Raw genomic sequence first — 24,985 nt, 5'->3', positions numbered from 1 at the left:
CCCGACAGGTCTTCGTTTCGCGTTGAGCGATCGCAGCGCTAGGCGTCGATTTCATCCCCGCTCAGCGCGCTCGCCCGGCTTTGGATGAATTGGAAGCGGTGTTCGGGGTTCTTGCCCATAAGTCGGTCGACGAGGTCGCGGACCGGCTGACGGTCCTGATACTCCGATGGCAGGGTGATCCGGATCAGCGACCGGGACGCGGGGTCCATCGTCGTTTCCCTTAATTGCTGCGGGTTCATTTCCCCAAGTCCCTTGAAGCGCGCGACCTCGACCTTGCGGCTCTTGAATTCCGTCCGTTCAAGCTCGGCGCGATGGGCGTCGTCGCGGGCGTAGGCGGACTTGGCGCCGCTGGTCAGGCGGTAAAGCGGCGGCTGGGCGAGGTAGAGGTGGCCGCGGCGCACCAGTTCCGGCATTTCCTGGAAGAAGAAGGTCATCAGCAGCGTCGCGATATGCGCCCCGTCGACGTCGGCATCGGTCATGATGATGACCCGTTCATAGCGCAGCGCGTCTTCGGAAAATTTGTCGCGGATGCCACAGCCCAGTGCCTGTTGGAGATCGGCGATTTCCTGGTTGGCGCGGATCTTGTCGGCGGTGGCCGAGGCGACGTTGAGGATTTTGCCGCGGATCGGAAGGATCGCCTGGGTCTTGCGGTTGCGCGCCTGCTTGGCGCTGCCGCCGGCGCTGTCGCCTTCGACGATGAACAGTTCGGTACCTTCGGCATCGTCATTGGCGCAGTCGGTGAGCTTTCCGGGGAGGCGAAGCTTGCGCGCCGAGGTCGCGGTCTTGCGCTTCACCTCTCGCTCGGCGCGGCGCTTCAGCCGCTCGTCCATCCGTTCGAGGACGGCGCCCAGCAGCGCACGACCGCGGTCCATATTGTCGGCAAGATAATGGTCGAAATGATCGCGCACCGCGGCCTCGACGAAGCGCGCGGCCTCAAGGCTGGTGAGCCGGTCCTTTGTCTGACTCTGGAAGTGCGGGTTACGGATAAACACGCTGAGCATCAGCTCGACCCCATTGAACACGTCGTCCGGGGTGATATCCTTGGCCTTTTTCTGGCCGACGAGGTCAGCGAAGGCGCGAATGCCCTTGGTCAGCGCCGCCCGAAGGCCCGCTTCATGCGTGCCGCCGTCGGGCGTCGGGATGGTGTTGCAATAATAGCTGGTCGAGGCGCCGTCGCTCCACACCGGCCAAGCGACCGCCCATTCGGCCGAGCCCTGACCGTCGGGAAAGTCCTGCCGCCCCGCGAACGACGGGCTGGTGACGCATTCGCGGTCGCCGAGCTGCTCGTTCAGATGGTCGGCGAGGCCGCCGGGAAACTGGAACACCGCCTGTTCGGGGACGTCGTCCGTCGCGAGCGAAGGATCGCAGCGCCAGCGAATCTCAACCCCGGCGAACAGATAGGCCTTTGACCGGGCAAGCTTGTACAGCCGCTCGGCGCTGAAGGTCGCGTCGGCCCCGAAGATTTCGGGATCGGGCGTGAAACTGACGGTGGTACCGCGACGGTTCGGCGCTGCGCCCACCTCCTCCAGCTTAGAGGTGGCGACACCCTTGGCGAACTGCTGCCGGTAGAGCTTCTTCTCGCGGGCGACCTCGACCACCGTGTCGGTCGAAAGAGCGTTGACCACGCTGACGCCGACGCCGTGAAGGCCGCCGGAAGTCGAATAGGCCCTGCCTTCGAACTTGCCGCCGGAATGGAGGGTGGTGAGGATCACCTCAAGCGCCGACTTGCCGGGGTATTTGGGATGCGGATCGACCGGAATGCCGCGACCGTTGTCGGAGACGGTGAGCCGGTTGCCGGGATCCAGCACCACTTCGATCCGGCTGGCATGGCCGGCGACGGCCTCGTCCATCGAGTTGTCGATCACCTCGGCGGCGAGGTGGTGAAGAGCGCGGGCATCGGTCCCGCCGATATACATGCCGGGCCGGCGCCGGACAGGCTCCAGCCCCTCGAGCACCTCGATCGCCGAGGCATCATAATTGTCGGCCGGGGTCTGGGCGCCGGAAGCGAAGAGATCGGACATTGGGCAAGGCTATAGGAGAGCGGCGCGCGGCCTGCCAAGCAGGGTCTTGAAATAGCGGTCGAAAAAACCAGATCGGCGGCGCCGGCCGCCTGATCGGGGCCGGTGACGGGACGAAAGGGCCCGCGAGGACCCCTCCTCCCGCCCGAAATGTTGCTCAATGGAGGACATCAATATGCGTAGTGCTTTTGACTTTGCGCCCTACCGGCGCTCGACCATCGGTTTCGATCGGTTGTTTGACCTGCTGGAAAACAGCAGCCTGGCCGCATCAGGCGAAAATTATCCGCCCTTCGACCTCATCAAGTTGGACGAAAACCAGTACCGGATCGACCTGGCGGTGGCCGGGTTCAAGCCAGGCGAGATCGACATCACCGCCCAGCAGAACCAACTGGTGGTCACCGGCAAGAAGGGTGAGGACGGCAAGGCCGAGTTCGTTCACCGCGGGATCGCCAACCGATCATTCGAGCGGCGCTTCGGCCTCGCCGACCATATCAAGGTTGCAAGCGCCGACCTGCAGGACGGCCTTCTGTCGATCGCCCTGGTCCGGGAGATCCCCGAAGCGATGAAGCCGCGCAAGATCGCGATCGGCGGCGTGCAGCCGCAGCATGACGCGATCGAGGCGAAAGCGGCCGAAACCGCCGACGCCTGAGCGGGGTCATGAGGAGCGCCCCGACCCTTCGTAGGGCCGGGGCGCCACCTTCAGCCGAGAATGGCGAGCGCGGCGCGATAGGCGATGGCATCGCGCGCCGCCACGGGCCGCGCGCTGATGGCCGGAGCGCTTGGGCGGGGCCGGATCGATTGATTGCGTTTCATAGGAGTTCTTTCAGTGGCAATGGTGTCCGGGACAACCGCGCGCTGGCGTTCGTCAAACCCGACACGAAGGGAAAATGGCGGACCTCAACCCGCTTGGGGAAAGGTTCGGGGAGGGATAGTTGGCTTGGTATGCAAACAATTTCTTAACAAAATTGTTCTCGCCGATTAAGTATCCTCCGAATAAAAGCTATAGAGACTGATGTTGGCTAAGACAACTGCGGGGCCAAATTAAAATATCAAATGGATGACGGATCCAGGATATGCTATAAGAAGCTATCGCGTGCCCGACCCCAAGCATTACGTGACCGAGAGACCTGAGTGCTCCCGCTTGAACAGGGAGAATAATATTGGATCTCAATTACCTTTATCAGCGATATGCGGTGTCCCTCCAGTTGGCCGATGGGGCACGCTGCGAGCGGTCGCGGTCTGCCCATCGCCAATTGGCGAAACTTTATGGATCGCAGATCGAACGGGCGAGAATCCACGGTACGCCGCAGCCCATGACCCGCTATGCGGCCTGAGGCCGAAAAATTTCGTGAGATAGCGGCGGCTTATCGGCGCCTTGCGCGCCGGGCACGGACCGAGGGCGGGTTTGCCGCCTTGCTGATGTTGGCGGACCATATGGACGCGGACGCGCGCCGGATCGATCCGGTCAGCGAACGGCGATAATCGTCGGGCTTATTGCGCGTGAGGGGCGTCGCTCAATTTGCGCAGCGCTTCCTTGGCGCGGAGTTCATCAGATCGCTTCGAGCGCAACGCCAACACATCCCAGGCATCGGCGCACCGCGACAGATTGTCGCGGACGTTCTTGAGCGGTTCGGAGTCCACCTTGGAACGGGCCTGTTCCGCCTGGTCTTCGTAAAACTGCGTTGCAGTAGATTTCATCGATTATCTTTCCGAGTTAGGGTCCGACGCCAAGCGCCGGACCCACCCCCAAAGCGTGAACTAGAGCGCCTTGACGTTGGTCGCGCTTTCGCGACCGCGGCGGTCGGGGGCGAGGTCATAGCTGACCTGCTGGCCTTCCTGCAGGCTGCTGAGCCCGGCCGCTTCAAGCGCGGTGACATGAACGAACGCATCGTTCCCGCCGCCGTCCGGCGTGATGAAGCCGAAGCCCTTGGCAGTATTGAAGAATTTGACAGTGCCTTGCATTATTCGGGTCTTTCCCATTGGTGGCGGTTCGACCTTCGACCCGCCGACGAGCTAGAGAGGCGTAAGAGGAAGGGAGAAAAGGCGAACGAACGCCTTCAGGACCCACGTCATGCGACTGGTAGCCCGGCGATTGTAGAACATCGGGCGTAAATTAGCAAAAACCGGTCGCCGAGGGCGAGGCGCGGCAGCGCCGCCATACCGCGGGACTCCTTCCACAGGCAGCCACATAGGTAAAAAGCGTTCGAAATTTTCAAGCCCATCCGGCACCTAATGAATAATCGAAAATGTGATTCGGGACCGCGAGGCTCCGGCGGGCCGGGGAGCGAACGCTTTATCGGCCTTTCTATTTGGGTGGGAACTTGGTTGGACAAGGCGGTGGTGCTGGAGGCGGCCGCAAGGCCTGCCAGTGGGCGGCGCATGCCGGCGACCGGACCTTGGCCGCGCGGCCAAGGAAGAGGCGTCCATTGAGGCGCTCGCCGACCGCTGCAATATCATTCATGCGCCGGAAGTCGCCACGTGTCGCCGAGCGCCACTTATCGGAGCAAAGCACCCGATGTATCAATCCGCGGCAACCTGGCGGCTGGCGGTGTCGACAGCGTTTTCGCAGTATTCCGCCCCGCACAATTGGATGGTCGCCCACCGTCGGCAAGGCGCGACTTCTTGCGACTTACGCAATCTAGGCGCTCTGTCCGACATCCTTAACTCCCTGAGAGAGCACGGATTGATTGAGGCCAATCCGGGATAGGTCCGAAACTTTCCCGTCAGTTCCTCTCTAAAAGTGATGCTTTTCGGCAACAGCAGCGAGAATTGAAACCTTGCACCGCAACTTACCCTCTCATAATGTGTTCCGGCAGTTCTGATCTAGAACGCATGTGAAAGGGGAATATTATGCGGAAGCTGGCCATTTTGGCTGCGCTCGCTTCGACCGCCCTCGCCACGCCGGCTGTCGCTCGCGACGGCTCGTGGTATGTCGGTATCGAAGGCGGCGCGATGCTCGTCGAGAATACTGAACTCGACTATCGTGAAGACGATGGCGTCATCGACGGTTTCGGCGACATCGATAACGCAATCGAGCTCGACTATAACACCGGTCTCGATGTCGATCTCATCGCGGGTTATGACTTCGGCGGTTTCCGGCTCGAAGGCGAACTCGGCTGGAAGCGCGCTTCGCTCGACGAAGCGACAATCGACGGCGCTCTGACGGGCCAAGGCGACGTCACCGGCGAAGTGGACGGCAAGGTCCGTGTCCTGTCGGCAATGTTGAACGGTTTGCTCGATTTCGGTGATGATGACGGGTGGAGCGGGTACCTCGGTGCCGGCGCCGGTCTCGCCCGCGTGAAGCACACTGTTGACTCCGCTGACTTCGGAAGCGTCAGCGACAGCGACGGCACTTTCGCATGGCAGCTTGTTGCGGGTATCCGCCGTGCAGTCAGCGCGAACGTCGATCTGGGCCTCAAGTACCGTTTCTTCAACACCGGCAAGTTCCGCTATGGTGATGAAGATCTGGGTGGCGAACTGCGTGGCAAGCTGCGCACTCACTCGCTGCTGCTGAGCCTGATCTACAACTTCGCTCCGCCGCCGCCGCCTCCGCCGCCTCCGCCGCCTCCGCCGCCGCCTCCGCCGGCGACGCAGACTTGCCCGGATGGCTCGGTGATCTTGGCTACGGACGCATGTCCGCCGCCGCCGCCGCCGCCGCCGCCGCCGCCGCCTCCGCCGGAGCCGGAACGCGGCTAAGCCTGGCAGGCTTGGATGCAAAAGTTACCCCGGGAGAGCTTCGGCCCTCCCGGGGTTTCTTTTTGTGCCTTGCGGCCATTGCTCCGGTATCGACCACGACCTAAGCCGTTAGACTGAGACGGAAGGGAGATCGCGGGTTGCGGATTCAGGCGATGACGGTCTTGCTGGCTTGCATCGGCAATATGGCCGCTGCCCAGGGCGAGATGCCGAATCAACCGTCGGTCATGGTCTTTTTCGACTGGGGCAGACCTGAACTGCGGCGCGACGATGAGGCAACCCTCGACCGGGTAGCAGCAGCCTATGCGATGAAAGGCGCAACGCGACTGCTTCTAGAGGGCCATACCGACCGATCCGGATCAGCCGCGACGAACCGCGCTGCCGGGTTGCGGCGGGCGGAGGAAGTCCGTCATCAACTGATGAAACGCGCAATCCCTGGGAACGCAATGCGGATCGTCTCGTTCGGGGAAGATCGACCATTGGTGCCAACCGCCGACGGCGTACGTGAAGTGCAGAATCGGCGGGTGGTCATCGTCTTCGAGGAGTAGACATGTCGCGCCGTAGGTTCCCCCTGATCGCCTCTCTGGTCGCACTGGCGGCCTGTTCCCAATCCCAGGACGCCGAACAGACCGGCAACGCGCCGCTTGCTGCAGATAATGTCGCTGCCGCGGCAGAGTCGGTTCCGTTGCTCGACGGCTCCGGGAAGGAAATTGGTCGTGTCGAGATCGGCGAGGACGCCAATGGGGTGACATTGCGGCTGGCAGCCAATGGAATTTCGGCAGGGACGCACGGTGTGCATCTTCACACCATTGGACGATGCGATGGGCCGAAGTTCGAGAGCGCGGGAGGACATTGGAATCCCGAGAACAGGCAACATGGTCGTGACAATCCCGAAGGCGCCCATCTGGGTGATCTCGCGAATATTTCGGCAGGATCCGACGAGGCGACGACCGTCTTTCTAGTCGGCGGCGTTTCACGGACCGGACCGGGCAATGCACTTGGCGATGCCGACGGAACGAGCCTGGTGATCCATGCCGACGCCGATGATTACAAGACCGATCCTAGCGGTAACAGCGGCGGCCGCATTGCCTGCGCGGTGCTCGCTGCACCAACAAGCTAAGACTCGGACGTTTCCCAGTTAAACTGCCAAAAACGGCGGAAAACTGTCATTATTGGAACAATGGGACGGGTGGTACGTTGATTGGATGAGGCTGCCGTGATGGTGGCCCCTTCACCTTACTTCCCCGAATCCGAAAGAAAGAGGCATTCCCATGGCCCATACCAAAGATCCCCAACAGCCCAATCAACCCATGCAACATGAAAAGGCCAAGGCTGAAGTTAGCGGCCAGGGCCGTCAGGATGAGCGCGACAAGCTCGACCAGGAACGTGGCCAGAAGGGCGCAATTGGCAGTGAAGCGCGCAGCCAGACCGGCGAGCCGGGCCGCGCTCGCGACGAGCTCGACCAGAACAAGCGCGAACCGGCAAGCGAACGGTAGTTACCGATCGCACGAGCACTGGGCATAAGTAGATGCCTGAGAAGGGTCGTTCCCATCCGGGGGCGGCCCTACTTCATGGTAATGCCGCCCGTCACCGCCCTCTGATTGTCCCTATCGCGCCCCGTTTGCGGCGGGCGGCGATCGGGCAAGGCTACTGCGCCGCCAACAGGCGATCATCCTTGGCTGTTTCGCGCTTCCTGTCCGCAGCTTTCGAAGCTTCGGACCGCGCGAGATAGGGCTGGAGATACTGGCCCGTGAAGGATTGCGGTTCCTTGGCGACGTGTTCCGGCGTTCCCGCGGCGACAATTTCTCCGCCATGGACACCGCCACCAGGGCCCAGGTCCAAAATCCAGTCGGCTGTCTTGATGACGTCTAGGTTATGCTCGATGACAACCACCGTATTTCCCTGTTCCACCAGCGCGTGCAGCACGTCGAGCAGCTTACGGACATCCTCGAAATGGAGGCCGGTAGTCGGCTCATCCAGGATGTAGAGCGTATTGCCGGTCGCTCGGCGTGCCAATTCCTTGGATAGCTTGACCCGCTGCGCCTCGCCGCCGCTCAAGGTCGTCGCCTGTTGCCCGACCTTGATATAGCCGAGGCCCACTTCGGCCAGCATCGCCATCTTGTCGCGAATGCCGGGGACGGCCTTGAAGAACTCCACGGCATCCTCGACCGTCATGTCGAGGACGTCGGCAATGCTCTTCCCCTTGAACTTTACCTCCAAGGTTTCCCGATTGTAGCGCTGGCCGTGGCATACGTCGCAGGTGACATAGACGTCCGGCAGAAAGTGCATCTCGATCTTGATCAGGCCGTCGCCAGTGCAGGCCTCGCAGCGGCCGCCCTTAACGTTGAAACTGAACCGCCCGGGCTTGTAGCCGCGCGCCTGGCTTTCCGGCAGGCCGGCGAACCAGTCGCGGATATTGGTGAAGGCCCCGGTGTAGGTCGCCGGATTGGAGCGGGGGGTTCGGCCGATCGGCGACTGGTCGATGTCGATGACCTTGTCGAGATGTTCCAACCCGGTCACCTTGTCATGCCGGCCAGCCAACAGGCGCGCGCCGTTCAACTGGCGCGCGGCAGCAGCGTATAATGTATCGATCGTAAAGCTCGACTTGCCGGACCCGGATACGCCCGTGATGCAGGTGAACGTGCCCAGCGGGATTGACGCGGTCACATTCTGAAGATTGTTCTCCCGTGCGCCGTGGACGGTAAGTTTCTTGCCCGTGCCCTTGCGGCGCCGGTCGCGCATCGGGATATGGCGGCGTCCCGAAAGATAATCTGCCGTTAGGCTATCCTCGCACGCCAGCAGTTCTTCGAGTGTTCCCGCGCACACCACTTCCCCACCGCGAACGCCAGCGCCGGGACCCATGTCGATGACATGGTCGGCGGTACGGATAGCGTCCTCGTCATGCTCAACCACCAGCACTGTATTGCCGAGGTCCTTGAGCCGTTTCAGCGTTTCCAGCAGCCGGTCATTATCCTTCTGGTGAAGCCCGATTGAAGGTTCGTCGAGCACGTAGAGCACGCCCGACAGGCCGGAGCCGATCTGCGAAGCGAGGCGGATGCGCTGACTTTCCCCGCCCGACAGCGTGCCGCTGGTCCGGTCGAGATTGAGATAGTCGAGGCCGACGTTGTGCAGGAACCCGAGCCGCTCGTTGATTTCCTTGAGGATCGCGCGGGCGATCTCGCGCTGCTGCGGCGTCAGATGCTCTTCCACGGTCGAAAACCAACGCAGGGCGTCGGCGACGGAGCGGCGTGCCGACATGCTGATGTCTTCGCCGGCGATCTTGACTGACAGCGCTTCGGGCTTCAGCCGGGCACCGCCGCAACTGTCGCAGGGGTGAGCGGCCTGGTACTTGCCCAGTTCCTCGCGCATCCAGGCGCTTTCGGTCGACAGCATTCGCCGTTCGAGGTTGCCGATGACGCCTTCGAACGGCTTCTTCACGTCATAGCTTTTGCGCCCGTCGACAAAGCGCAGCGTCACTGGCTTCCCCTTGGTACCGCGCAGGATGACGTCGCGCGCTTCTTCCGGTAATTCGCCCCACGGCACGTCGAGCGAAAAGTCGTAGGCGCGCGCCAAGCTGCCCAGCACTTGCATATAATAAGGGGAGGGCGGCTGCGACTTGGCCCAGGGAACGACCGCCCCCTTCTTGATCGTCAGCGCATGGTTGGGGACGACCAAATCCTCGTCGAACTCCAACCGCTCGCCCAGCCCGTCGCAGGCCGGGCAGGCCCCTTGCGGCGCATTGAACGAAAAAAGGCGGGGTTCGATCTCGGCGATGGTGAAGCCGCTCAGCGGGCAGGCGAACTTCTCCGAAAAGACGATGCGGCCAGGGGCACCGAAATCGAGCTTCATGCCCGATTGGCTGTCGCTGTCGGCGGGCGGATCGGCGGGGTCGAGATACGCCAGTCCCTCGGCCAGCTTCAGTGCAGTTTCGAAACTGTCAGCAAGGCGGCTTTCGATGCCCTCTCGTACGACGATTCGGTCGACCACAACCTCGATGTCATGCTTGTACTTCTTGTCGAGGGCGGGCGCGTCCTCGATCGCATGGGTTTCCCCGTCGATGCGCACGCGCGTGAAGCCGGCCTTCTGCCATTCGGCCAGTTCCTTGCGATATTCGCCCTTGCGGCCGCGCACGACCGGCGCCAGCAGATAATGGCGAGAGCCTTCGGGCAGCGCCATCACCCGGTCGACCATCTGGCTGACCTGTTGCGCTTCGATCGGCAACCCGGTCGCGGGCGAGTAGGGCACGCCGACCCGAGCCCACAACAGCCGCATATAGTCGTAGATTTCGGTGACGGTGGCCACCGTCGAGCGCGGATTGCGCGATGTGGTCTTCTGTTCGATCGATATGGCCGGGGACAGGCCGTCGATATGTTCGACGTCTGGCTTCTGCATCATCTCCAGGAACTGCCGCGCATAGGCGGACAGAGATTCCACGTAGCGCCGCTGCCCCTCCGCATAGATGGTGTCGAAGGCAAGCGAGGACTTGCCCGACCCCGACAGGCCGGTGATCACCGTCAGGCTTTCGCGCGGGATCGCGACATCGATCCCCTTGAGATTGTGCTCGCGCGCGCCGCGAACGGTGATGTGGGTCAGCATCGGCTCAATTTCGTTCCAGATTTGTTCTTGTTTATCGCGAAGGACGGCAAGCGGTCAACGCCGGTTATGGAAATTGGGTTCGGGCAGGCGAAGTTCAACCGAGCGGATAGGTCGCCACCGGGAGATAATGGGCCCCGTCGCGGCCAAGGCGACTTTCGTACAAGATGAAATCGCGCACTGGCCAGGGGTCAGACGGCAGCAATGCATTAGCGTCGAGAAAGGCCTGGAGGCCGGGGACCGTGCCCTTCCAGCGCGCCAGTGTTATGTGCGGATGGAAGGCGCGCCGCTCGGGGGGCAGCCCTGCCCGCTGGCACGCACGCTCGACCTTGGCGGCAAGGTCGCGCACGGGCTGTTTGGGGGCGACACCGGCCCATAGCGCGCCGCGGCGGTGATGGTCGAAGCGGCCAATCCCGGCTAGCGTCAGATCGAACGGGCGAAATTTGATCAGTTCGAGCATTGCGGCGATATCCTCCGCCACCGGCCGCTCGACCTCGCCGATGAATCGCAGCGTCAGGTGCAGCTGTTCCTCGTTCTGCCAACGCAGTTCGGCCTGTCCTTCCATCAGGTCGAGCAGCGCTTCGCGGACGGGTGCAGGCGGGCTCAGGGCAACAAACAGGCGGTGCATTGCCCAAGTCTATGCGCCTTATTGAAGCCCGGCGACCGGTTTTCCTTGAACAGGCGCCGAACATTTCCGATATTACCCCCATTCGGGGACATGTCGTGGAGGCTTCCCCAGAAGAGGAGAGAGAATGCAGAACCAGTATGACCCGCGCACGACGAACTCGTCCGGCTTCGGTCCGGCGGTTTCGGTTGGTGTGCCCCGCGCCGCACGCGATGCGGGCCTGCGGTCCTACATGCTCAAAGTCTATAACTATATGGCGTCGGGAATTGCCCTCACCGGCATCGTCGCCATGCTGTTCGCCAATAGCGGAATGGCTGCCCAGGTATTCCAGGGCGGCGGTATCCTGCCATGGATTATCATCCTGTCGCCGCTGGCGATCGTCTTCGCGATGAGCTTTGGCGGCCAGCGGATGTCGACTGCGACGTTGGGAACGCTATTCTGGGCGTTCGCCGGCCTGATGGGCCTGAGCATGTCGACTATCTTCCTGGTCTATACCGGAACGTCGATCGCTCAGACCTTCTTCGCCGTGACGGCCGCTTTCCTCGGCCTGTCGCTATACGGCTATACAACGAAGAAGGATCTCAGCGGCTGGGGCACCTTCCTGATCATGGGCGTCGTCGGACTGCTGGTGGCGATGTTGCTCAACGCTTTCGTGTTCAAGTCGGGCGCTATGGCCATGGCAATCAGCGCGATCGGCGTGCTGATCTTCGCCGGTTTGACGGCCTATGACACGCAGAAGATCAAGAGCATCTACAGCATCGTCGCGGGCAACGCGGATGCGATGCAGCGCGCGGTGATCATGGGCGCCCTGAGCCTGTACCTGGACTTCATCAACATGTTCCAATTTCTGCTGAGCTTCATGGGCAACCGCGAATAGTTGCGGCCGGCTTGGACCCAGGCAATAGAGAAAGGCCGGCGGAGCGATCCGCCGGCCTTTTTCAATGGGAGCGAGCGCGCCGTCCGCCTAGCCGAGATGGCGTTTGAAAAAGCGCAGCGTCCGGCCCCAGGCCAGGTCGGCGGCTTCCTTGTCGAAGCGTTCCGCCGAAGTGTCGTTGTTGAAGGCGTGGTTGGCGCCGTCATAGCCCTGGTAGGTGACCGGCTTGTCCGCGGCGCGCAGTGCATCGACCCAGGGAAAGAGAGTACGGGCAACGCGCTCGTCCAGCCCGGCGTGATGGATCAGCAGCGGAGCGACCACCCTGGTCGCCTCCGAGGGATCGGGCGCCGGCCCATAATAGACCACGCCGGCATCAAGGTCCGATCCCGCCGCCACCGCGAGCCGGTTGACGAAGGCGCCGCCCCAGCAAAAACCGACCGCTCCGACCTTGCCGCCGCGGCTGGACGTCGCAAGCTGCTGGAGGATAGTCACCGCGTCGGCGGTGGACCTGCCAAGGTCGAGCTTGCCGATCGCCTCGCGGGCCGCATCTTCGTTGGTCGGTGTTCCGCCACCAGGCGAAAGGAAGTCCACCGCTACCGCGCGATAACCCGCTAGCGCCGCGCGGCGGGCGACGTCACGGATATGTTCGGTGAGGCCGCGGTTCTCGTGGATCACCAGCACGCTGGCCTTGGGCGACCGGCTTAGCGGCTCTGCGACATAGGCCTTGTAGCCGGCGGGCTTGTCGAAGGTCATCTCGCGCGTTGTTAGCCGCTTATCGTCGGCAGGGACGATGGCCGCGGCGGCGGGGCTGGCGGCGATTGCCGAAATCAGCACGGAAGCGGCGGTTGCGCTGCCGGCGATCAGCGTCATCCGCGCGAAGAAGTCGCGCCGGTCCATGCCTTCATGCGTGAAGCGGTCGTAAAGATCGATGGCCTGCTGGAGCGAGTTCGGGTTCATGTGCACTCCCTTGTCGTTGCCGGCGGCCAGAGACTATGAGGCCGCCGCCTGGATGTCGGCGATCAGGCGATTGTCCTTGTCCTTGGCGCGGCGATAGGCATCGCGCTGTTCGAGCCGCTGCGTATAAGCCACGAAAGTGTCGAGCTTTGGCAAGGTGCCGAACTGGATTCCCCATAGCAGGTGGCTGCCGACATAAACGTCTGCCGCGGTAAAGCGCGATCCGCAGACATAGTCTCGTCCTTCGAGGTGCCCGGCGAGCGTATTTACGGCGAGGTCGTAATTGCCATAGCCCAACATTTGCGCGCGCTCCTCGCCGGGCTCGAAACCCGCGGATTTGTTGGTGACCGCTTGTTCCAGCGGCCCGGCGGCGAAGAACAGCCAGCGATAATAGTTGGCCTTCTCCTCATCGCGCGGCCCCAGCCCGGCCTCGGGATAGGCATCAGCGAGATAGGCGCAGATGGCGGCGCATTCCGTCACCACTCGCCCGCGATGGACGATGGCGGGCACCTTCATCATCGGGTTGATCGCCCGATATTTCTCGCCCTTCATGCTGGTCGCATAATCGAGCAGCTCGGTATCGTAAGGGGCGCCGACCTCTTCCAGCATCCAGCGGACGATTTGCCCGCGGCTCATCGGGTTGGTGTAGAAAATGATGTCGCTGCTCATCGTCGGCCTCTCTTTCCATGCAAAGAGAAAGGGCGGGCGCTGTCGAAGCGAACGCCCGCCCTGTTTTCCTAGCCCCGTTCACCGGGAAGCGGCTGGGGTGCCGGTTGAGGAGCCGGTCCGCCGCTCCGCTCGCCGGCGCTGCGTTCGCGGGCGGCGCGGAACTCGCTGTCTTGGCTCCAGCCTGGCCATTCGCGGGAATTGGCGAGCCGCTGTCCGACCGCGTGCAGCAGCTGCGCGTCGTCGATCAGCCCGCTATAATCCCAGCCCGGCTGCCATTCGTCGTCCGGCTGGTGGTAGCGCTTCGAGGTATAGTCGGCGGCCAGGGCCTTGCCGCGCTCAACCCCGCCCTGAAGCAGGTCGTTGCCGGAGCGGAAGCTGATCGCCGGAACGCCTTCCTGGGCGAACGGAAAATGGTCCGACCGGAAGAACAGGCCTGCCCCCGGATTGGAATCGGGCGTGAAAACTCGCCCGCGCCTGGCGGCCTCCTCGACGGTGATGTCGAGCAGTCCGAACTTGGCATTACCCGACATGGAGAAGTTCCGCGCCTTGCCATAGACGCCCATGCTGTCGGTGTTGATCACCGCGACCGTGGTTCCCAGCGGGTAGAGCGGGTTGGCGGCATAATATTCGCTGCCCAGCAGGCCCTTTTCTTCGGCCGCGACGAACAGGAACAGGACCGAGCGTTCCGGCCTTGGCGCGGCTGCGAAGGCGCGCGCCTGCTCCAGCACATGTGCCGTGCCGGTGGCGTTGTCGATCGCGCCGTTGAAGATGGCGTCGCCGTTCGCGTCGGGCTGGCCGACCCCGATATGGTCATGGTGGGCGGTATAGATGACCGTTTCACTGGGATAGGTCGACCCCGTCACCCGGCCCGCGACATTATAGCTGGTGATGACCTCGGTCTTGGCGTTGAGCGCAACGCTCATGTTGGTCTTAAGGTCGACGGGCTTGAAGTCCTTCCGCTTTGCAGCGGCCTTGAGCGCGTCGAAGTTAAAGCCCGCGGCTGCCATCATTTCCCTGGCCTTGTCGAGCTGGATCCAGCCATTTATCGGGGCATGGGCAGCGGCCGGGTTCTGGCGGACGATATCGAACATGGTGTTGGTGTTCGAATTCTGCACCGTCGGCCAGCCATAGCTGGCGGGTTCGGTTTCATGGACGATGATCACGCCGGCCGCGCCGCGTCGAGCCGCTTCCTCATATTTATAGGTCCAGCGGCCGTAATAGGTCATTGCCTTGCCGCCGAAATCGCCTTCGCCGCCTTCGAAATCGGGATCATTGACCAGGACGACGATGATCTTGCCCTTGACGTCGACGTTCTTGAAATCGTCCCAGCTGCGTTCGGGCGCGGTTACGCCATAACCGGCGAAGACCATCGGCACCTTGTCGAGACGAATTTCAGTCTGGCCGTTCATCGGCGAGCGGATCGCGATCTCGCTGCCTTGCGCAAGGGGCGTGCGGGTGCCGCCGCGATGCAGCGTGATGGTGGGCGTGCCGACGATATCCGACTTGAGGAGCGGGACGCGCTGGGTCCACTGGCGCTGGCCGTTGACGATTTCGCCGCCCGGCTCGACGCCCGCGGCCTGAAGCTGCTGGACCAGATATTGCACCGTCTTGGTCTCGCCCGCAGTGGCCGGACCGCGGCCCTGGAAACTGTCGTCGCTCAACGTCTTGACGTGACTGTCGATGCGGGCCGGATCGAACGCGGGCTGGTTCTGGGCCGGCGCGGCGGTGCCGGCCAGCAGCAGGGCGATGAAGGAAAGCGGGGCAAGGCTACGCAAGGGGGCTACTCCTGGACTGATGGAGGGGAAGTCAGCGTGAAAGTCTGGGACCCGCCGCCCCTCCCGTCAAGGAAGGCAGCGGCGGACCGAACGAATGGCCTCCGGCAAGGCGCTTCGCGCGCGCACTTGCAAGCCCGCTTCGACGAACGGGCCTGCGCCAGCCCCTAGCTGTTGGCCTTTTTCTTCGTCCGGGCCTTTGCCGCGGGGTTGGCCTTGGACGGCTTAGGCGGGGCAGGGGCGATCTCGAAGGCAGGCTGCCCGTCCTTGATGTGGACCTTGACCTCGCCGCCGTCGACGAGCTTGCCGAACAGCAATTCCTCGGCCAGCGGCTGCTTGATCTTTTCCTGAACCAGCCGCTGCATCGGCCGCGCCCCGTAAAGCTTATCGTAACCGCGCGTGGTCAGCCATTTCCGGGCCTCCTCGTCCAGTTCGATATGAACGTTACGGTCGGCCAATTGCAGTTCGAGCTGGAGGATGAATTTGTCGACCACGCGGGACACGACTGCCGGCGGCAGGTAGGCGAAGGGGACGACCGCATCCAGCCGGTTACGGAATTCCGGCGTGAACATCTTCTTGACTGCGTCTTCCTGCGCATCCTCACGGCTCATCTGTCCGAAGCCGATGCTCTCCCGGGCCATGTCAGCGGCGCCGGCATTGGTTGTCATGATCAGGATCGTATTGCGGAAGTCGACTGTTTTGCCATGGTGATCGGTCAGCTTCCCGTTATCCATGACCTGAAGCAGGATATTGAACAGATCGGGATGCGCCTTCTCGATTTCGTCGAGCAGAAGGACGCTGTGCGGATGCTGGTCGACCGCGTCGGTCAACAGGCCACCCTGGTCGTAGCCGACATAACCCGGCGGGGCGCCGATCAGCCGGCTGACCGAATGACGCTCCATATATTCGGACATGTCGAAGCGCTGCAGCGGAATTCCCATGATCGACGCCAGCTGGCGCGCGACCTCGGTCTTGCCGACGCCGGTCGGACCGCTGAACAGATAATTGCCGATCGGCTTGTCGGGATCGCGCAGGCCCGCGCGGCTTAGCTTGATTGCGCTCGCCAGCTTTTCGATCGCCAGGTCCTGGCCGAACACGACACGCTTCAAATCGGCCTCGAGCGATTCCAGCACCCGCTTGTCGTCGGTCGAAACCGATTTGGGCGGGATTCGCGCCATCGTAGCCACCACCGCTTCGATTTCCTTGGTGGTGATGGTCTTCTTGCGGCGGCTCGGCGGAACCAGCATTTGCATCGCCCCGACCTCGTCGATGACGTCGATCGCCTTGTCGGGCAGCTTGCGGTCATGGATGTAGCGGGCGCTTAGTTCGACCGCGCTCTTGATCGAATCCGGCGTGTAGCGGACCCCATGATGCTGTTCGAACGAGCTGCGCAGTCCGGCGATGATCTTGATCGTATCCTCAACGGTGGGCTCGTTGACGTCGATCTTCTGGAACCGGCGCAGCAAGGCGCGGTCCTTTTCGAAATGGTTGCGAAACTCCTTGTAGGTGGTCGATCCGATGCAGCGGATCGCCCCCGACGACAGCGCCGGCTTCAGCAGGTTCGACGCGTCCATCGCTCCGCCGCTGGTTGCGCCGGCGCCGATGACGGTATGGATCTCGTCGATGAACAGGATGGCGTGAGGCAGCTTCTCCAGCTCGGACACGACCGACTTCAGCCGTTCCTCGAAATCACCGCGGTAGCGGGTTCCGGCGAGCAGCGCCCCCATGTCGAGTGCGTAAATTACTGCTTCCTTGAGCACGTCGGGCACGTCGCCCTCGATGATCTTTCGCGCCAGGCCTTCGGCGATTGCCGTCTTTCCGACGCCCGGGTCGCCGACATAAAGCGGGTTGTTCTTCGATCGGCGGCACAGGATCTGGACCGTTCGGTCGACTTCCGGCGTCCGACCGATCAGCGGGTCGACCTTTCCCTGCTTCGCCTTGTCATTGAGATTGACGGTGAACTGCTGGAGGGCACTTTCTTTCTTGTCGCCCTTAGTTTCGGTCTTTTCCTCGGCACCCTGCGGCGGCGGCCCTTCCGCCGGCGTCTCGCCCTTGCCCACGCCGTGACTGATATAGGTCACCGCATCGAGGCGGCTCATATCCTGCTGCTGCAGGAAATATACGGCATAGCTTTCACGCTCGGAAAATAGCGCCACCAGCACATTGGCACCGGTCACTTCATCCCTGCCCGAAGACTGGACGTGCAGGATGGCGCGCTGGACCACCCGCTGAAAGCCACTGGTCGGGGTCGGGTCGGTGGCGCTGTCGGCGACCAGTGCGCCAAGCTCATTGTCGAGGTAGCGCTTGACCTCGGTCTTCAAGTCGTCGCGGTTGACTCCGCACGCCGTCATCACCTGGCCGGCATGATTATCGTCGACCAGCGCGATCAGCAGATGCTCGAGGGTCGCATATTCGTGGCGTCGCTTCGACGCCTCGCCGAGGGCGTTGTGGAGGGTGGTTTCAAGCTCACGCGCGAAACTGGGCATTCAAATCTCCTTGCCCACCGGGGAGCCGGTGGGCTCGATTCCCAATGTTGGCCTGTTCCGGCGGGCAATCAAGGGCAAAGGCGGCGGTGGCGGCCCGGTTCGTCGCAGCCGATCCCTCGGGAACGGTCCCTTGCGCTATTTTTTGAACAATTGCTCGGCTGCAGACCGGTGGGCGGAAACGGCCTTCATATGCGCCTCGACCCGGGCAATCTCGGCTCTCAGCACTTCGATCCGCTCTGCGAGTTCGTCCTGGCTGAGGGGGTCGAGATCCTGCCTGACGACTTGGGTCAGCGGATCCTGCGGTCGGTTGGGAAGGAAGTCATCTTCATCCATGACCCAAGCGTTGACCCGCCGGGCGGCCAAGTCAATAAGCCGTCACGGCCAGGTGGCGTGGGGGCGAGTATGGCGGAGAATATCCCGGACGTGATGCGCGCGGTCGAAATCGCCGACGGGAAGTTGCAGCTGGCATCCCGCCCGACCCCGCGCCCGGGACCAGGCGAGGCGCTCATCAAGGTTGCTGCGGCGGGGGTCAATCGGCCGGACGTGCTTCAGCGCCGGGGCCACTATCCGCCGCCTGCCGGCGTCAGCGATATCCCGGGCCTCGAGATTTCCGGAACCGTAGTAGCGGCTGGACAGGGCGCAACGCATCTCGTCGGAACGCGCGTTTGCGCGCTCGTCGCGGGCGGTGGCTACGCCGACTATTGCGTAGCCCCTGCCGGGACCTGCCTGCCGGTCCCCGAGGTGCTTCGACTGCCCGAGGCCGCAGCCTTGCCGGAAACCCTTTTCACCGTCTGGATCAACTTGTTCGAACGCGGTTTTGCGGCCGATGGCGACACGGTGCTGGTCCATGGCGGGACCAGCGGGATCGGCACCATGGCGATCAAGCTTGGCACGCTGTTCGGGCTTCGCGTCCTGGTGACCTGCGGCACCGATGCGAAGTGCGCCGCCGCGACCGCTCTCGGCGCATTCCATGCGATCAATTATCGCACGGCCGACTTCGTAGAGGCGGTCCATCGCCTGACCGACGGCCAAGGTGTCGCGGTCGTGCTCGACATGGTCGGCGGCGATTATGTTCCGAGGAACCTCAGCTGCCTTGCCGATGACGGGCGCCATGTCTCGATTGCTTTCCAGCGCGGTGCCAATGCGCAAATCCCGCTGCCCGAAATCATGCGCCGCCGCCTGGCACTTACCGGGTCGACACTGCGCGCCCGCGACCTCATGTTCAAGACCATGATCCGCGACGAGATTGAAAAGACGGTCTGGCCTTATGTCGAGGGCAATCGGCTGAAGCCGGTGATGGATAAAAGCTTCCCGCTCGACCAGGCCGCAGCGGCCCACGCGCGCATGGAAGCAGGTGACCATGTCGGGAAAATCGTGCTACTAACGTAACGATGAGCGGGCTGATCCTCCACGAGGACCCGAAGTCGGGAAATTGCTATAAGGTCCGGCTGACCGCGGCCCATGCCGGCGTGCCGCTGGAACGGCGCTGCTACGACATCCTGAAGGGCGAAACCAGAACGGCCGAGTTCCTGCGCGACGTCAACGCCAACGGCCGGATCCCCGTGCTCCAGGACGGTCAGCGCTTCCTGACGGAAAGCAATGCGATCTGTTTTTATCTGGCGACCGGATCCGACCTTATCCCCGATGGCGCGTTCGAACAGGCCGACATGCTCCGCTGGCTGTTCTGGGAACAATATCACCACGAACCCAACGTCGCCACGCTGCGCTTCTGGCTGCGTTTTGTCGGCCTGGACGCGATGGCGGACGCCCAGCGGATCCAGGTCAGCAGCAAGCGTGAAGCTGGACTCGCTGCGCTCGACCTGATGGACAGGCACCTATCCGACCGCCGCTGGTTCGTCGACGACCGGTTCACCATCGCCGACATCTGTCTTTTCGCCTATACCCATGTCGCAGACGAGGCCAATTTCGACCTTGAGGCCTATCCGGCCATTGTCCGTTGGATGGAGCGGATCATGACGATGGACGGCCATGTCGAAATGGACATCTAGACTAGCCCTTGCCCTTGCGGGGGGAGGGGATTAGAGGCGGACGGAATGGCTGGCCGCTCCTTCGATGGGGCGGCCCTTATTGTTTGTGGAGAATGACATGGCCCAGCCGCTGATGCCCCATGCGACCGCCGCCTGGCTGGTCGAGAACACGTCGCTGAGCTTCTCGCAGATTGCGGATTTTTGCGGTTTGCACCTGCTTGAAGTGCAGGCGATCGCCGACGATACCGCCGCAACCAAGCTGACCGGCCGGGATCCGATCCGCTCGGGCGAGCTGACGCATGAAGAAATCGAAAAGGGCCAGTCGGACGCCGACTATGTCCTGAAGATGCACAAGGCGCCCGACCCGGTCACGCGCACCAAGGGACCGCGCTATACGCCCGTCTCGAAGCGGCAGGACAAGCCCGACGGCATCGCCTGGATCATCCGCAACCATCCCGAAGTGACTGACGGTCAGATTTCCAAGTTGATCGGGACCACCCGCACGACGATCGCGGCGATCCGCGAGCGGACTCACTGGAACATGGCGAATATTCAGCCGAAGGATCCGGTGACCCTGGGCCTCACCAGCCAGCGCGAGCTGGATGCCGCGGTCTCCAAGGCGCAGAAGGCCGCCGGCACCGAGGCGGTCGCCGACACCAGCCTCGACAGCGACCGCCAGGCGTTGATCGAGCAGCTCCGCGCCGAGCGTGAGCAACACGTCCGCGACGCCGAAGCGGCGCTGGCTGCTGAAACCGCCGGACCCGAGGGCGAAATGGCCTCGGACGAGATCGTCCCTGGCATCAAGGACCCGTTCAAGCGTTGATTTGCGGGTCCGCCCGGCCCAAGGATTGAGGCATGGACCAGAAGTTGGCGGAATCGACCGATATTGACGGAATGAGTTTCGAGGCGGCGCTTGCCGAGCTCGAGCAGATTGTGCGCACCCTCGAACAAGGGCAGGCGCCACTTGATGAATCGATCGAACTCTATCAGCGCGGCGATCGGCTGAAGCGGCATTGCGATGCGCGCCTTAAGGCTGCGCAGGCAAGAATCGAAAAGATCACGCTGGGTCCCGACGGGCAGCCGCAGGGCGTAGACAGTTTCGATGCGGGCTGACCCGCGCTTGGCTGGCGCGGACCTCAAGCTCGAGGCGCGGCGGATCGCCGCGAAGGTCGATTCCCTATTCTCGTCCTACCTGGCGCTTCCGGGCGACGGCCGCGACCGGTTGTTCGAAGCGATGCGCCACGCCGGGATCGGCGGCGGCAAGCGGCTTCGGCCCTTGCTCACCGTTGCCACCGGCCGCCTGTTCGGCCTGGCCGAGGATCGCGCGGTGCGCGCCGGAGCGGCGATCGAGGCAATCCACGTATATTCGCTGATCCATGACGACCTGCCGTGCATGGACGATGATGACCTGCGGCGTGGCAAGGCGACCGTCCACTGCGCTTTCGACGAAGCGACGGCAGTGCTTGCCGGCGACTGTTTCCACGACCTTGCGTTTGAGATTCTCGCCGACCCGGCAACGCATGAAGACCCATTCGTCCGTTCGGAACTGGTGTTGGCGATGGCTCGCGCCTCAGGGCCGTCGGGCATGGCCGGCGGCCAGATGCTTGACCTGGTTGCGGAAGGCCGCAGCCTCGATTTCGGCGCGATCACCCGGCTTCAGCAACTCAAGACCGGCGCGCTGATAGAGTTTTCCGTCGAAGCGGCCTGCATCATGGGCCGGCTTCCGCCCGAAGCGCGGACGCCCTATCGCGGCTATGCCCGGGACCTTGGCCTCGCTTTCCAGATCGCCGACGACCTGATGGATCATAGCGGCGACGAGTCACGGGCTGGCAAGCGCCTGCACAAAGACGCCGATGCGGGCAAGGCGACGTTCGTGTCCCTGCTGGGCGAGGAACGGGCGCGCCAGCAATGCCACGTGCTGGTCGAACAGGCGATCCAACATCTGCACGATCATGGCGCGGAGGCGGACCTCCTTCGCGGTCTTGCCTACTATGTCGAGGAAAGGGACCGCTAATGGGGGGTAGTCAGCGCATCGGCGTGTATCCGGGAACGTTTGATCCCATCACGCTTGGCCATCTCGATATCATCCGGCGCGGCGCCCATTTGGTCGACCGGCTGGTGATCGGCGTCACGACCAACCTGTCGAAGGAGCCCATGTTCACGGTCGCGGAGCGGCTGGACATGGTCCGCCGGGAAGTCGCCGACCTCGACGGAGTCACGGTCGTCGAATTTGATTCGCTGCTGATGGATTTTGCCGAAAGCCAAGGGGCAACCCTCATCCTTCGCGGCCTTCGCGCCGTTGCGGATTTCGAATATGAATATCAGATGGCGGGGATGAACCAGCAATTGAACGACGACATCGAAACCGTCTTCCTGATGGCCGATGTGTCGCTGCAACCGATTGCGTCAAGGCTGGTGAAAGAAATCGCCCGCTATGGCGGCGCGATCGACAAGTTCGTCCCACCGGCGGTGGTCGCGGACGTGGCGAACAAACTGAAATAGCGCTGGCGCCGCAAGACCTGCTGTTATAGGTGCCGGAGGCCTGTGGGTTGGGGAGTGGACATGAACAAGAGTTTGATTGCGTTACCCTTTTTGGCGCTATCGCTAATTGCCGCAAAGGCTCCGCCCGAACCCGCAAAGGCGCCGATTTCGATCAATGCACCCGCCGAGGTGGCCGCTGATCCGGCGAACCGCTGGACGCTTGATCTTTCCAACGGAAGCCGCGTCGTGGTCCAGCTTCGTCCGGACATTGCGCCCCAGCATGTCTACCGGATTCAGCAGCTGACATCGCAGGGCTTCTATAACGGCATCGCTTTCCATCGCGTGATTCCTGGCTTCATGGCACAGGGCGGCGACCCGAAGGGGACCGGGGAAGGGGGCTCGTCGCTTCCCGACCTGGCAGCCGAGTTCAATGAGCTTCCGCACCTGCGCGGCGTGGCCTCGATGGCCCGCGCCCAAGAACCGAACAGTGCCAACAGCCAGTTCTTCATCGTCCTGTCGCCGACTATGAAGCTCGACCGCAAATATACCGCGTTCGGCCGGGTGATCGAGGGCATGGCCGGCGTCGACGGCATAGCGGTTGGCGAACCGCCTGCAGAGCCGACCAAGATCGTCAAGGCCAGCATCGGCGGGCCGCTTCCGCCGCCTCCCGCGGCCGTGGCCGCGCCAGCGGTTGTCGCTGCTCAGGAGGCTGTCCCGGTGGATCCATCCGCGCAGGAGGCGTCGCCCGCCGAATAATGCGCGTCGACCTTTTCGACTTCGAGCTCCCGACAGACCGCATCGCGCTTCGCCCGGCCCGCCCGCGCGACAGCGCGCGGATGCTGCTGGTGGGTAGCGGGCGAATGGCGGATCACTCGGTTCTTGACTTGCCCGACCTGCTTCAGCCGGGTGACGTGCTGGTTTTCAACGACACCCGCGTTATCCCGGCCCAGCTTGAGGGCCGCCGCGGCGATGCGAAAATCGGCGCGACGCTTCACAAGCGCGAAGATTTGCGGAGCTGGTGGGCGTTCGTCCGCAATGCCAAGCGGGTCCGCGACGGCGACATCATTATGTTTGGCGGTGGGGTCGAGGCCAGCGCGCTCCGGCGCGACGAGTCCGGTGCGATCCTGCTGCGTTTCCATGGCGATGAGCCGGTTGAGCTGCTGCTCGAACGGGCGGGACAAATGCCGCTGCCCCCCTATATCGCCGGCAAGCGCCCAACTGACGAGGCCGATCGCGAAGATTATCAAACCATGTTCGCGGATCGACCCGGAGCAGTCGCCGCGCCGACCGCCGCGCTCCATTTTACGGATCGGCTGATCGAGGCGCTCGACAGGCGGGGGGTAAAGCGGGAAATGCTGACCTTGCATGTCGGAGCGGGAACCTTTCTGCCGGTCAAGGCGGATGACACCGACGAACATCGCATGCATGCCGAGTGGGGCCGGATCGATGCCGACGCCGCGGGGCGGCTGAACCTAGCTCGGGCCGCCGGCGGGCGGCTCATCGCGGTCGGCACAACCTCGCTACGGTTGCTGGAAAGTGCCGCAGACGCGCAGGGCATTATCCAGCCGTTCGAAGGCGACACGGCGATCTTCATAACGCCTGGCTATCGTTTTCGGGCGATTGACGGGCTGATGACCAATTTCCACCTCCCGCGCTCGACCCTGTTCATGCTGGTCTCGGCCCTGATGGGGCTAGATGTCATGCAGGCGGCCTACGCCCATGCCATTGCGGCGGGATATCGGTTCTACAGCTATGGCGATTCCTCGCTGCTTCTCCCGACCGGACCCCGAACCCGCATTGCGGCTTCCGACTAGTCCTGCTGGATAGAAACGCGGGCCCGCTTGGGCTTCGCTTCGGCAATACCCCCAAGCCAGTGACTAAGATCGCGGTCGATGTTCTGCGCGAGCATGACGACATCGTCCCGCATTCGCTCGACGATCATGTTCCGAAGGTTGGGGTCGAGCGGTTGGCGCGGAGCGGGGACCTTGTTCCATTCGAGCAGGCGCTTGCGTACTGAAAAAATGACGGCAAGCGCCTTGCCTTCGCCAGCCCCGAGCTTCTTTTCCCGAGTGCGGTATTTTTCACCGGCAAGCACCGAACGAACGGCTTTTGGGGGACGTTTGAGCAGGCGCTGGAGCCAGCCGATCCGAATCGTCTTGTTGACACGCTGGGCCTCAAACCGGGTCCCGGCAAAAGGCTGCAGGCCCAGGAAACCGCATAACTCCTGATAGGTTTCGCGGGGATCGCGAATGAGGTCGTCGAAAAGGACGACATGGCAGCGCTCCCGCCCCACGGCGGCCATGAAACGTTCGACATGGCGTCCAAGGGCCCCCGCCTCGTCATAGCGGAGCCAGCGCGGGTCGACGGCGCTGCGGGGCACGTTGCGACCCTCGGCGCGTTCGCCGATCATCGCCCAGGCGTCGCGAAAATCACGAACCGTCTCATCGCCCGTGACCAGCAGGCGAGCGTGGAGCGAAGGCAGCATCGAAAGCGGATCCCGCAGCGCGATCACAAACTTCGCGTCCGGCCAAAGCTTCAGGATCGGCGCCATCTTTTCCGGGGCGTAGAGATAGGTAACCGACCCCTCGGCGCGAAATTGTCCATCGCCTTCGCAATGGTCGAAAAAGCGCTGGAGATATTCCGCCTCGACATGGGCGCGCAAAGTCTTGTCATCCAAACCCGCCAAATCATGCTGGGTGAAGTAGTGAGGCTCTTTCACGGCCGAAAAACAGACGTCGGGATGTTGCTGGAGGAAACTCGCCAGCGTCGTCGTGCCGCAGCGCGGGGCACCGACGATGAAAGCGAAACGCGACGGGCTGTGGGTCATGGCGG

The 24,985-nt window shown here is 63.0% G+C and carries 26 protein-coding genes; 15 read left to right on the top strand and 11 right to left on the bottom strand.

The genetic code is table 11. The features are described from left to right. Nucleotides 1–38: 38 nt before the first annotated feature. The gene (gene parE, locus FMM02_RS02085; protein ID WP_147493314.1) at nt 39–2,021 is read right to left on the bottom strand and encodes a DNA topoisomerase IV subunit B; all 1,983 of its coding nucleotides are present in this window, start codon (nt 2,019–2,021) and stop codon (nt 39–41) included. Nucleotides 2,022–2,193: 172 nt separating this feature from the next. Here parE and FMM02_RS02080 point away from each other — a divergent pair, with 172 nt between their 5' ends. Beyond that, entirely contained in the window at nt 2,194–2,667 is a 474-nt protein-coding gene (locus tag FMM02_RS02080) for an Hsp20 family protein (RefSeq protein ID WP_147493313.1), read from the top strand. A gap of 674 nt (nt 2,668–3,341) precedes the next feature. Continuing rightward, nucleotides 3,342–3,500 carry a hypothetical protein gene (locus tag FMM02_RS11145; protein WP_187107815.1) on the top strand — a complete coding sequence of 53 codons (159 nt, stop codon included), beginning with the start codon at nt 3,342–3,344 and terminating at the stop codon, nt 3,498–3,500. 9 nt (nt 3,501–3,509) lie between these two features. On the opposite strand, the gene FMM02_RS02075 is transcribed toward FMM02_RS11145, so the two are convergent. Both FMM02_RS02075 and FMM02_RS02070 read right to left on the bottom strand, forming a co-directional pair. Then, a complete protein-coding gene (locus FMM02_RS02075; protein ID WP_147493312.1) occupies nt 3,510–3,716 on the bottom strand; it encodes a hypothetical protein in 207 nt (68 codons plus the stop codon). A gap of 60 nt (nt 3,717–3,776) precedes the next feature. Next, complete coding sequence (locus FMM02_RS02070; protein ID WP_147493311.1) at nt 3,777–3,980, bottom strand: cold-shock protein; 204 nt, start codon at nt 3,978–3,980, stop codon at nt 3,777–3,779. Nucleotides 3,981–4,868: 888 nt separating this feature from the next. Between FMM02_RS02070 and FMM02_RS02065 the strand changes: the two genes are divergently transcribed. From FMM02_RS02065 to FMM02_RS02050, 4 genes are all read left to right on the top strand, one after another. Beyond that, nucleotides 4,869–5,714: an outer membrane protein gene (locus FMM02_RS02065; protein ID WP_147493310.1), complete on the top strand. Its 846-nt coding sequence runs from the start codon at nt 4,869–4,871 to the stop codon at nt 5,712–5,714. A 182-nt stretch (nt 5,715–5,896) separates the two neighbouring features. Further along, nucleotides 5,897–6,259 (top strand): OmpA family protein, encoded by a 363-nt coding sequence (locus tag FMM02_RS02060; RefSeq protein ID WP_187107814.1) that lies wholly within the window; start codon nt 5,897–5,899, stop codon nt 6,257–6,259. 2 nt (nt 6,260–6,261) lie between these two features. Next, nucleotides 6,262–6,831: a superoxide dismutase family protein gene (locus FMM02_RS02055; protein WP_147493308.1), complete on the top strand. Its 570-nt coding sequence runs from the start codon at nt 6,262–6,264 to the stop codon at nt 6,829–6,831. Nucleotides 6,832–7,021: 190 nt separating this feature from the next. Then, on the top strand, nt 7,022–7,207 hold the full coding sequence (locus FMM02_RS02050) for a hypothetical protein (protein WP_147493307.1): 186 nt from the start codon (nt 7,022–7,024) through the stop codon (nt 7,205–7,207). A gap of 151 nt (nt 7,208–7,358) precedes the next feature. Here FMM02_RS02050 and uvrA read toward each other — a convergent pair whose 3' ends face one another. Beyond that, nucleotides 7,359–10,307 (bottom strand): excinuclease ABC subunit UvrA, encoded by a 2,949-nt coding sequence (gene uvrA, locus FMM02_RS02045; RefSeq protein WP_147493306.1) that lies wholly within the window; start codon nt 10,305–10,307, stop codon nt 7,359–7,361. Nucleotides 10,308–10,401: 94 nt separating this feature from the next. Beyond that, on the bottom strand, nt 10,402–10,932 hold the full coding sequence (gene thpR, locus FMM02_RS02040; RefSeq protein WP_147493305.1) for an RNA 2',3'-cyclic phosphodiesterase: 531 nt from the start codon (nt 10,930–10,932) through the stop codon (nt 10,402–10,404). Between the two features lie 124 nt (nt 10,933–11,056). Here thpR and FMM02_RS02035 point away from each other — a divergent pair, with 124 nt between their 5' ends. Further along, nucleotides 11,057–11,806 carry a Bax inhibitor-1/YccA family protein gene (locus FMM02_RS02035; protein WP_147493304.1) on the top strand — a complete coding sequence of 250 codons (750 nt, stop codon included), beginning with the start codon at nt 11,057–11,059 and terminating at the stop codon, nt 11,804–11,806. A gap of 87 nt (nt 11,807–11,893) precedes the next feature. On the opposite strand, the gene FMM02_RS02030 is transcribed toward FMM02_RS02035, so the two are convergent. From FMM02_RS02030 to FMM02_RS02010, 5 genes are all read right to left on the bottom strand, one after another. Further along, on the bottom strand, nt 11,894–12,760 hold the full coding sequence (locus FMM02_RS02030; protein ID WP_147493303.1) for a dienelactone hydrolase family protein: 867 nt from the start codon (nt 12,758–12,760) through the stop codon (nt 11,894–11,896). A gap of 33 nt (nt 12,761–12,793) precedes the next feature. Further along, nucleotides 12,794–13,426 (bottom strand): glutathione S-transferase family protein, encoded by a 633-nt coding sequence (locus FMM02_RS02025; protein ID WP_147493302.1) that lies wholly within the window; start codon nt 13,424–13,426, stop codon nt 12,794–12,796. Between the two features lie 68 nt (nt 13,427–13,494). Further along, the gene (locus FMM02_RS02020; protein WP_187107813.1) at nt 13,495–15,201 is read right to left on the bottom strand and encodes a M28 family metallopeptidase; all 1,707 of its coding nucleotides are present in this window, start codon (nt 15,199–15,201) and stop codon (nt 13,495–13,497) included. Between the two features lie 164 nt (nt 15,202–15,365). Then, complete coding sequence (gene clpA, locus FMM02_RS02015; RefSeq protein ID WP_147493301.1) at nt 15,366–17,684, bottom strand: ATP-dependent Clp protease ATP-binding subunit ClpA; 2,319 nt, start codon at nt 17,682–17,684, stop codon at nt 15,366–15,368. A gap of 135 nt (nt 17,685–17,819) precedes the next feature. Continuing rightward, on the bottom strand, nt 17,820–18,017 hold the full coding sequence (locus tag FMM02_RS02010) for a DUF1192 domain-containing protein (RefSeq protein WP_147493300.1): 198 nt from the start codon (nt 18,015–18,017) through the stop codon (nt 17,820–17,822). Nucleotides 18,018–18,086: 69 nt separating this feature from the next. Here FMM02_RS02010 and FMM02_RS02005 point away from each other — a divergent pair, with 69 nt between their 5' ends. From FMM02_RS02005 to queA, 8 genes are all read left to right on the top strand, one after another. After that, the gene (locus FMM02_RS02005; protein WP_147493299.1) at nt 18,087–19,073 is read left to right on the top strand and encodes an NAD(P)H-quinone oxidoreductase; all 987 of its coding nucleotides are present in this window, start codon (nt 18,087–18,089) and stop codon (nt 19,071–19,073) included. Between the two features lie 2 nt (nt 19,074–19,075). Continuing rightward, complete coding sequence (locus FMM02_RS02000) at nt 19,076–19,693, top strand: glutathione S-transferase family protein (RefSeq protein WP_147493298.1); 618 nt, start codon at nt 19,076–19,078, stop codon at nt 19,691–19,693. Between the two features lie 97 nt (nt 19,694–19,790). Continuing rightward, a complete protein-coding gene (locus FMM02_RS01995; RefSeq protein WP_147493297.1) occupies nt 19,791–20,495 on the top strand; it encodes a DUF1013 domain-containing protein in 705 nt (234 codons plus the stop codon). A gap of 32 nt (nt 20,496–20,527) precedes the next feature. Further along, entirely contained in the window at nt 20,528–20,785 is a 258-nt protein-coding gene (locus tag FMM02_RS01990; protein WP_147493296.1) for an exodeoxyribonuclease VII small subunit, read from the top strand. Then, nucleotides 20,775–21,686: a polyprenyl synthetase family protein gene (locus FMM02_RS01985; protein ID WP_147493295.1), complete on the top strand. Its 912-nt coding sequence runs from the start codon at nt 20,775–20,777 to the stop codon at nt 21,684–21,686. The genes FMM02_RS01990 and FMM02_RS01985 overlap by 11 nt, the downstream gene beginning before the upstream one ends. Continuing rightward, nucleotides 21,686–22,174 (top strand): pantetheine-phosphate adenylyltransferase, encoded by a 489-nt coding sequence (gene coaD / locus FMM02_RS01980; RefSeq protein ID WP_147493294.1) that lies wholly within the window; start codon nt 21,686–21,688, stop codon nt 22,172–22,174. The genes FMM02_RS01985 and coaD overlap by 1 nt, the downstream gene beginning before the upstream one ends. Nucleotides 22,175–22,234: 60 nt before the next feature. After that, nucleotides 22,235–22,909, top strand: a complete 675-nt coding sequence (locus tag FMM02_RS01975; protein WP_147493293.1) for a peptidylprolyl isomerase — start codon at nt 22,235–22,237, stop codon at nt 22,907–22,909. Then, the gene (queA, locus tag FMM02_RS01970; RefSeq protein WP_147493292.1) at nt 22,909–23,967 is read left to right on the top strand and encodes a tRNA preQ1(34) S-adenosylmethionine ribosyltransferase-isomerase QueA; all 1,059 of its coding nucleotides are present in this window, start codon (nt 22,909–22,911) and stop codon (nt 23,965–23,967) included. Before FMM02_RS01975 ends, queA begins: the two co-directional genes overlap by 1 nt. Here the strand turns inward: queA and FMM02_RS01965 are convergent. Then, nucleotides 23,964–24,980 (bottom strand): sulfotransferase family protein, encoded by a 1,017-nt coding sequence (locus FMM02_RS01965; protein ID WP_147493291.1) that lies wholly within the window; start codon nt 24,978–24,980, stop codon nt 23,964–23,966. The two genes, queA and FMM02_RS01965, sit on opposite strands and share 4 nt — an antisense overlap. Between the last annotated feature and the right edge of the window lie 5 nt (nt 24,981–24,985).

Source organism: Sphingomonas xanthus (genome assembly GCF_007998985.1).
Taxonomy (GTDB): Bacteria; Pseudomonadota; Alphaproteobacteria; order Sphingomonadales; family Sphingomonadaceae; genus Sphingomicrobium; species Sphingomicrobium xanthum.
This window is presented reverse-complemented; position numbering and strand designations above follow the sequence as displayed.

Excerpts from the sequence above, each read along its gene's own strand:
- parE (WP_147493314.1), bottom strand. The coding sequence starts at position 2,021 with ATGTCCGATCTCTTCGCTTCCGGCGCCCAGACCCCGGCCGACAATTAT.
- FMM02_RS02080 (WP_147493313.1), top strand. The coding sequence starts at position 2,194 with ATGCGTAGTGCTTTTGACTTTGCGCCCTACCGGCGCTCGACCATCGGT.
- FMM02_RS11145 (WP_187107815.1), top strand. The coding sequence starts at position 3,342 with ATGCGGCCTGAGGCCGAAAAATTTCGTGAGATAGCGGCGGCTTATCGG.
- FMM02_RS02075 (WP_147493312.1), bottom strand. The coding sequence starts at position 3,716 with ATGAAATCTACTGCAACGCAGTTTTACGAAGACCAGGCGGAACAGGCC.
- FMM02_RS02070 (WP_147493311.1), bottom strand. The coding sequence starts at position 3,980 with ATGCAAGGCACTGTCAAATTCTTCAATACTGCCAAGGGCTTCGGCTTC.
- FMM02_RS02065 (WP_147493310.1), top strand. The coding sequence starts at position 4,869 with ATGCGGAAGCTGGCCATTTTGGCTGCGCTCGCTTCGACCGCCCTCGCC.
- FMM02_RS02060 (WP_187107814.1), top strand. The coding sequence starts at position 5,897 with ATGGCCGCTGCCCAGGGCGAGATGCCGAATCAACCGTCGGTCATGGTC.
- FMM02_RS02055 (WP_147493308.1), top strand. The coding sequence starts at position 6,262 with ATGTCGCGCCGTAGGTTCCCCCTGATCGCCTCTCTGGTCGCACTGGCG.
- FMM02_RS02050 (WP_147493307.1), top strand. The coding sequence starts at position 7,022 with ATGCAACATGAAAAGGCCAAGGCTGAAGTTAGCGGCCAGGGCCGTCAG.
- uvrA (WP_147493306.1), bottom strand. The coding sequence starts at position 10,307 with ATGCTGACCCACATCACCGTTCGCGGCGCGCGCGAGCACAATCTCAAG.
- thpR (WP_147493305.1), bottom strand. The coding sequence starts at position 10,932 with ATGCACCGCCTGTTTGTTGCCCTGAGCCCGCCTGCACCCGTCCGCGAA.
- FMM02_RS02035 (WP_147493304.1), top strand. The coding sequence starts at position 11,057 with ATGCAGAACCAGTATGACCCGCGCACGACGAACTCGTCCGGCTTCGGT.
- FMM02_RS02030 (WP_147493303.1), bottom strand. The coding sequence starts at position 12,760 with ATGAACCCGAACTCGCTCCAGCAGGCCATCGATCTTTACGACCGCTTC.
- FMM02_RS02025 (WP_147493302.1), bottom strand. The coding sequence starts at position 13,426 with ATGAGCAGCGACATCATTTTCTACACCAACCCGATGAGCCGCGGGCAA.
- clpA (WP_147493301.1), bottom strand. The coding sequence starts at position 17,684 with ATGCCCAGTTTCGCGCGTGAGCTTGAAACCACCCTCCACAACGCCCTC.
- FMM02_RS02010 (WP_147493300.1), bottom strand. The coding sequence starts at position 18,017 with ATGGATGAAGATGACTTCCTTCCCAACCGACCGCAGGATCCGCTGACC.
- FMM02_RS02005 (WP_147493299.1), top strand. The coding sequence starts at position 18,087 with ATGGCGGAGAATATCCCGGACGTGATGCGCGCGGTCGAAATCGCCGAC.
- FMM02_RS02000 (WP_147493298.1), top strand. The coding sequence starts at position 19,076 with ATGAGCGGGCTGATCCTCCACGAGGACCCGAAGTCGGGAAATTGCTAT.
- FMM02_RS01995 (WP_147493297.1), top strand. The coding sequence starts at position 19,791 with ATGGCCCAGCCGCTGATGCCCCATGCGACCGCCGCCTGGCTGGTCGAG.
- FMM02_RS01990 (WP_147493296.1), top strand. The coding sequence starts at position 20,528 with ATGGACCAGAAGTTGGCGGAATCGACCGATATTGACGGAATGAGTTTC.
- FMM02_RS01985 (WP_147493295.1), top strand. The coding sequence starts at position 20,775 with ATGCGGGCTGACCCGCGCTTGGCTGGCGCGGACCTCAAGCTCGAGGCG.
- coaD (WP_147493294.1), top strand. The coding sequence starts at position 21,686 with ATGGGGGGTAGTCAGCGCATCGGCGTGTATCCGGGAACGTTTGATCCC.
- FMM02_RS01975 (WP_147493293.1), top strand. The coding sequence starts at position 22,235 with ATGAACAAGAGTTTGATTGCGTTACCCTTTTTGGCGCTATCGCTAATT.
- queA (WP_147493292.1), top strand. The coding sequence starts at position 22,909 with ATGCGCGTCGACCTTTTCGACTTCGAGCTCCCGACAGACCGCATCGCG.
- FMM02_RS01965 (WP_147493291.1), bottom strand. The coding sequence starts at position 24,980 with ATGACCCACAGCCCGTCGCGTTTCGCTTTCATCGTCGGTGCCCCGCGC.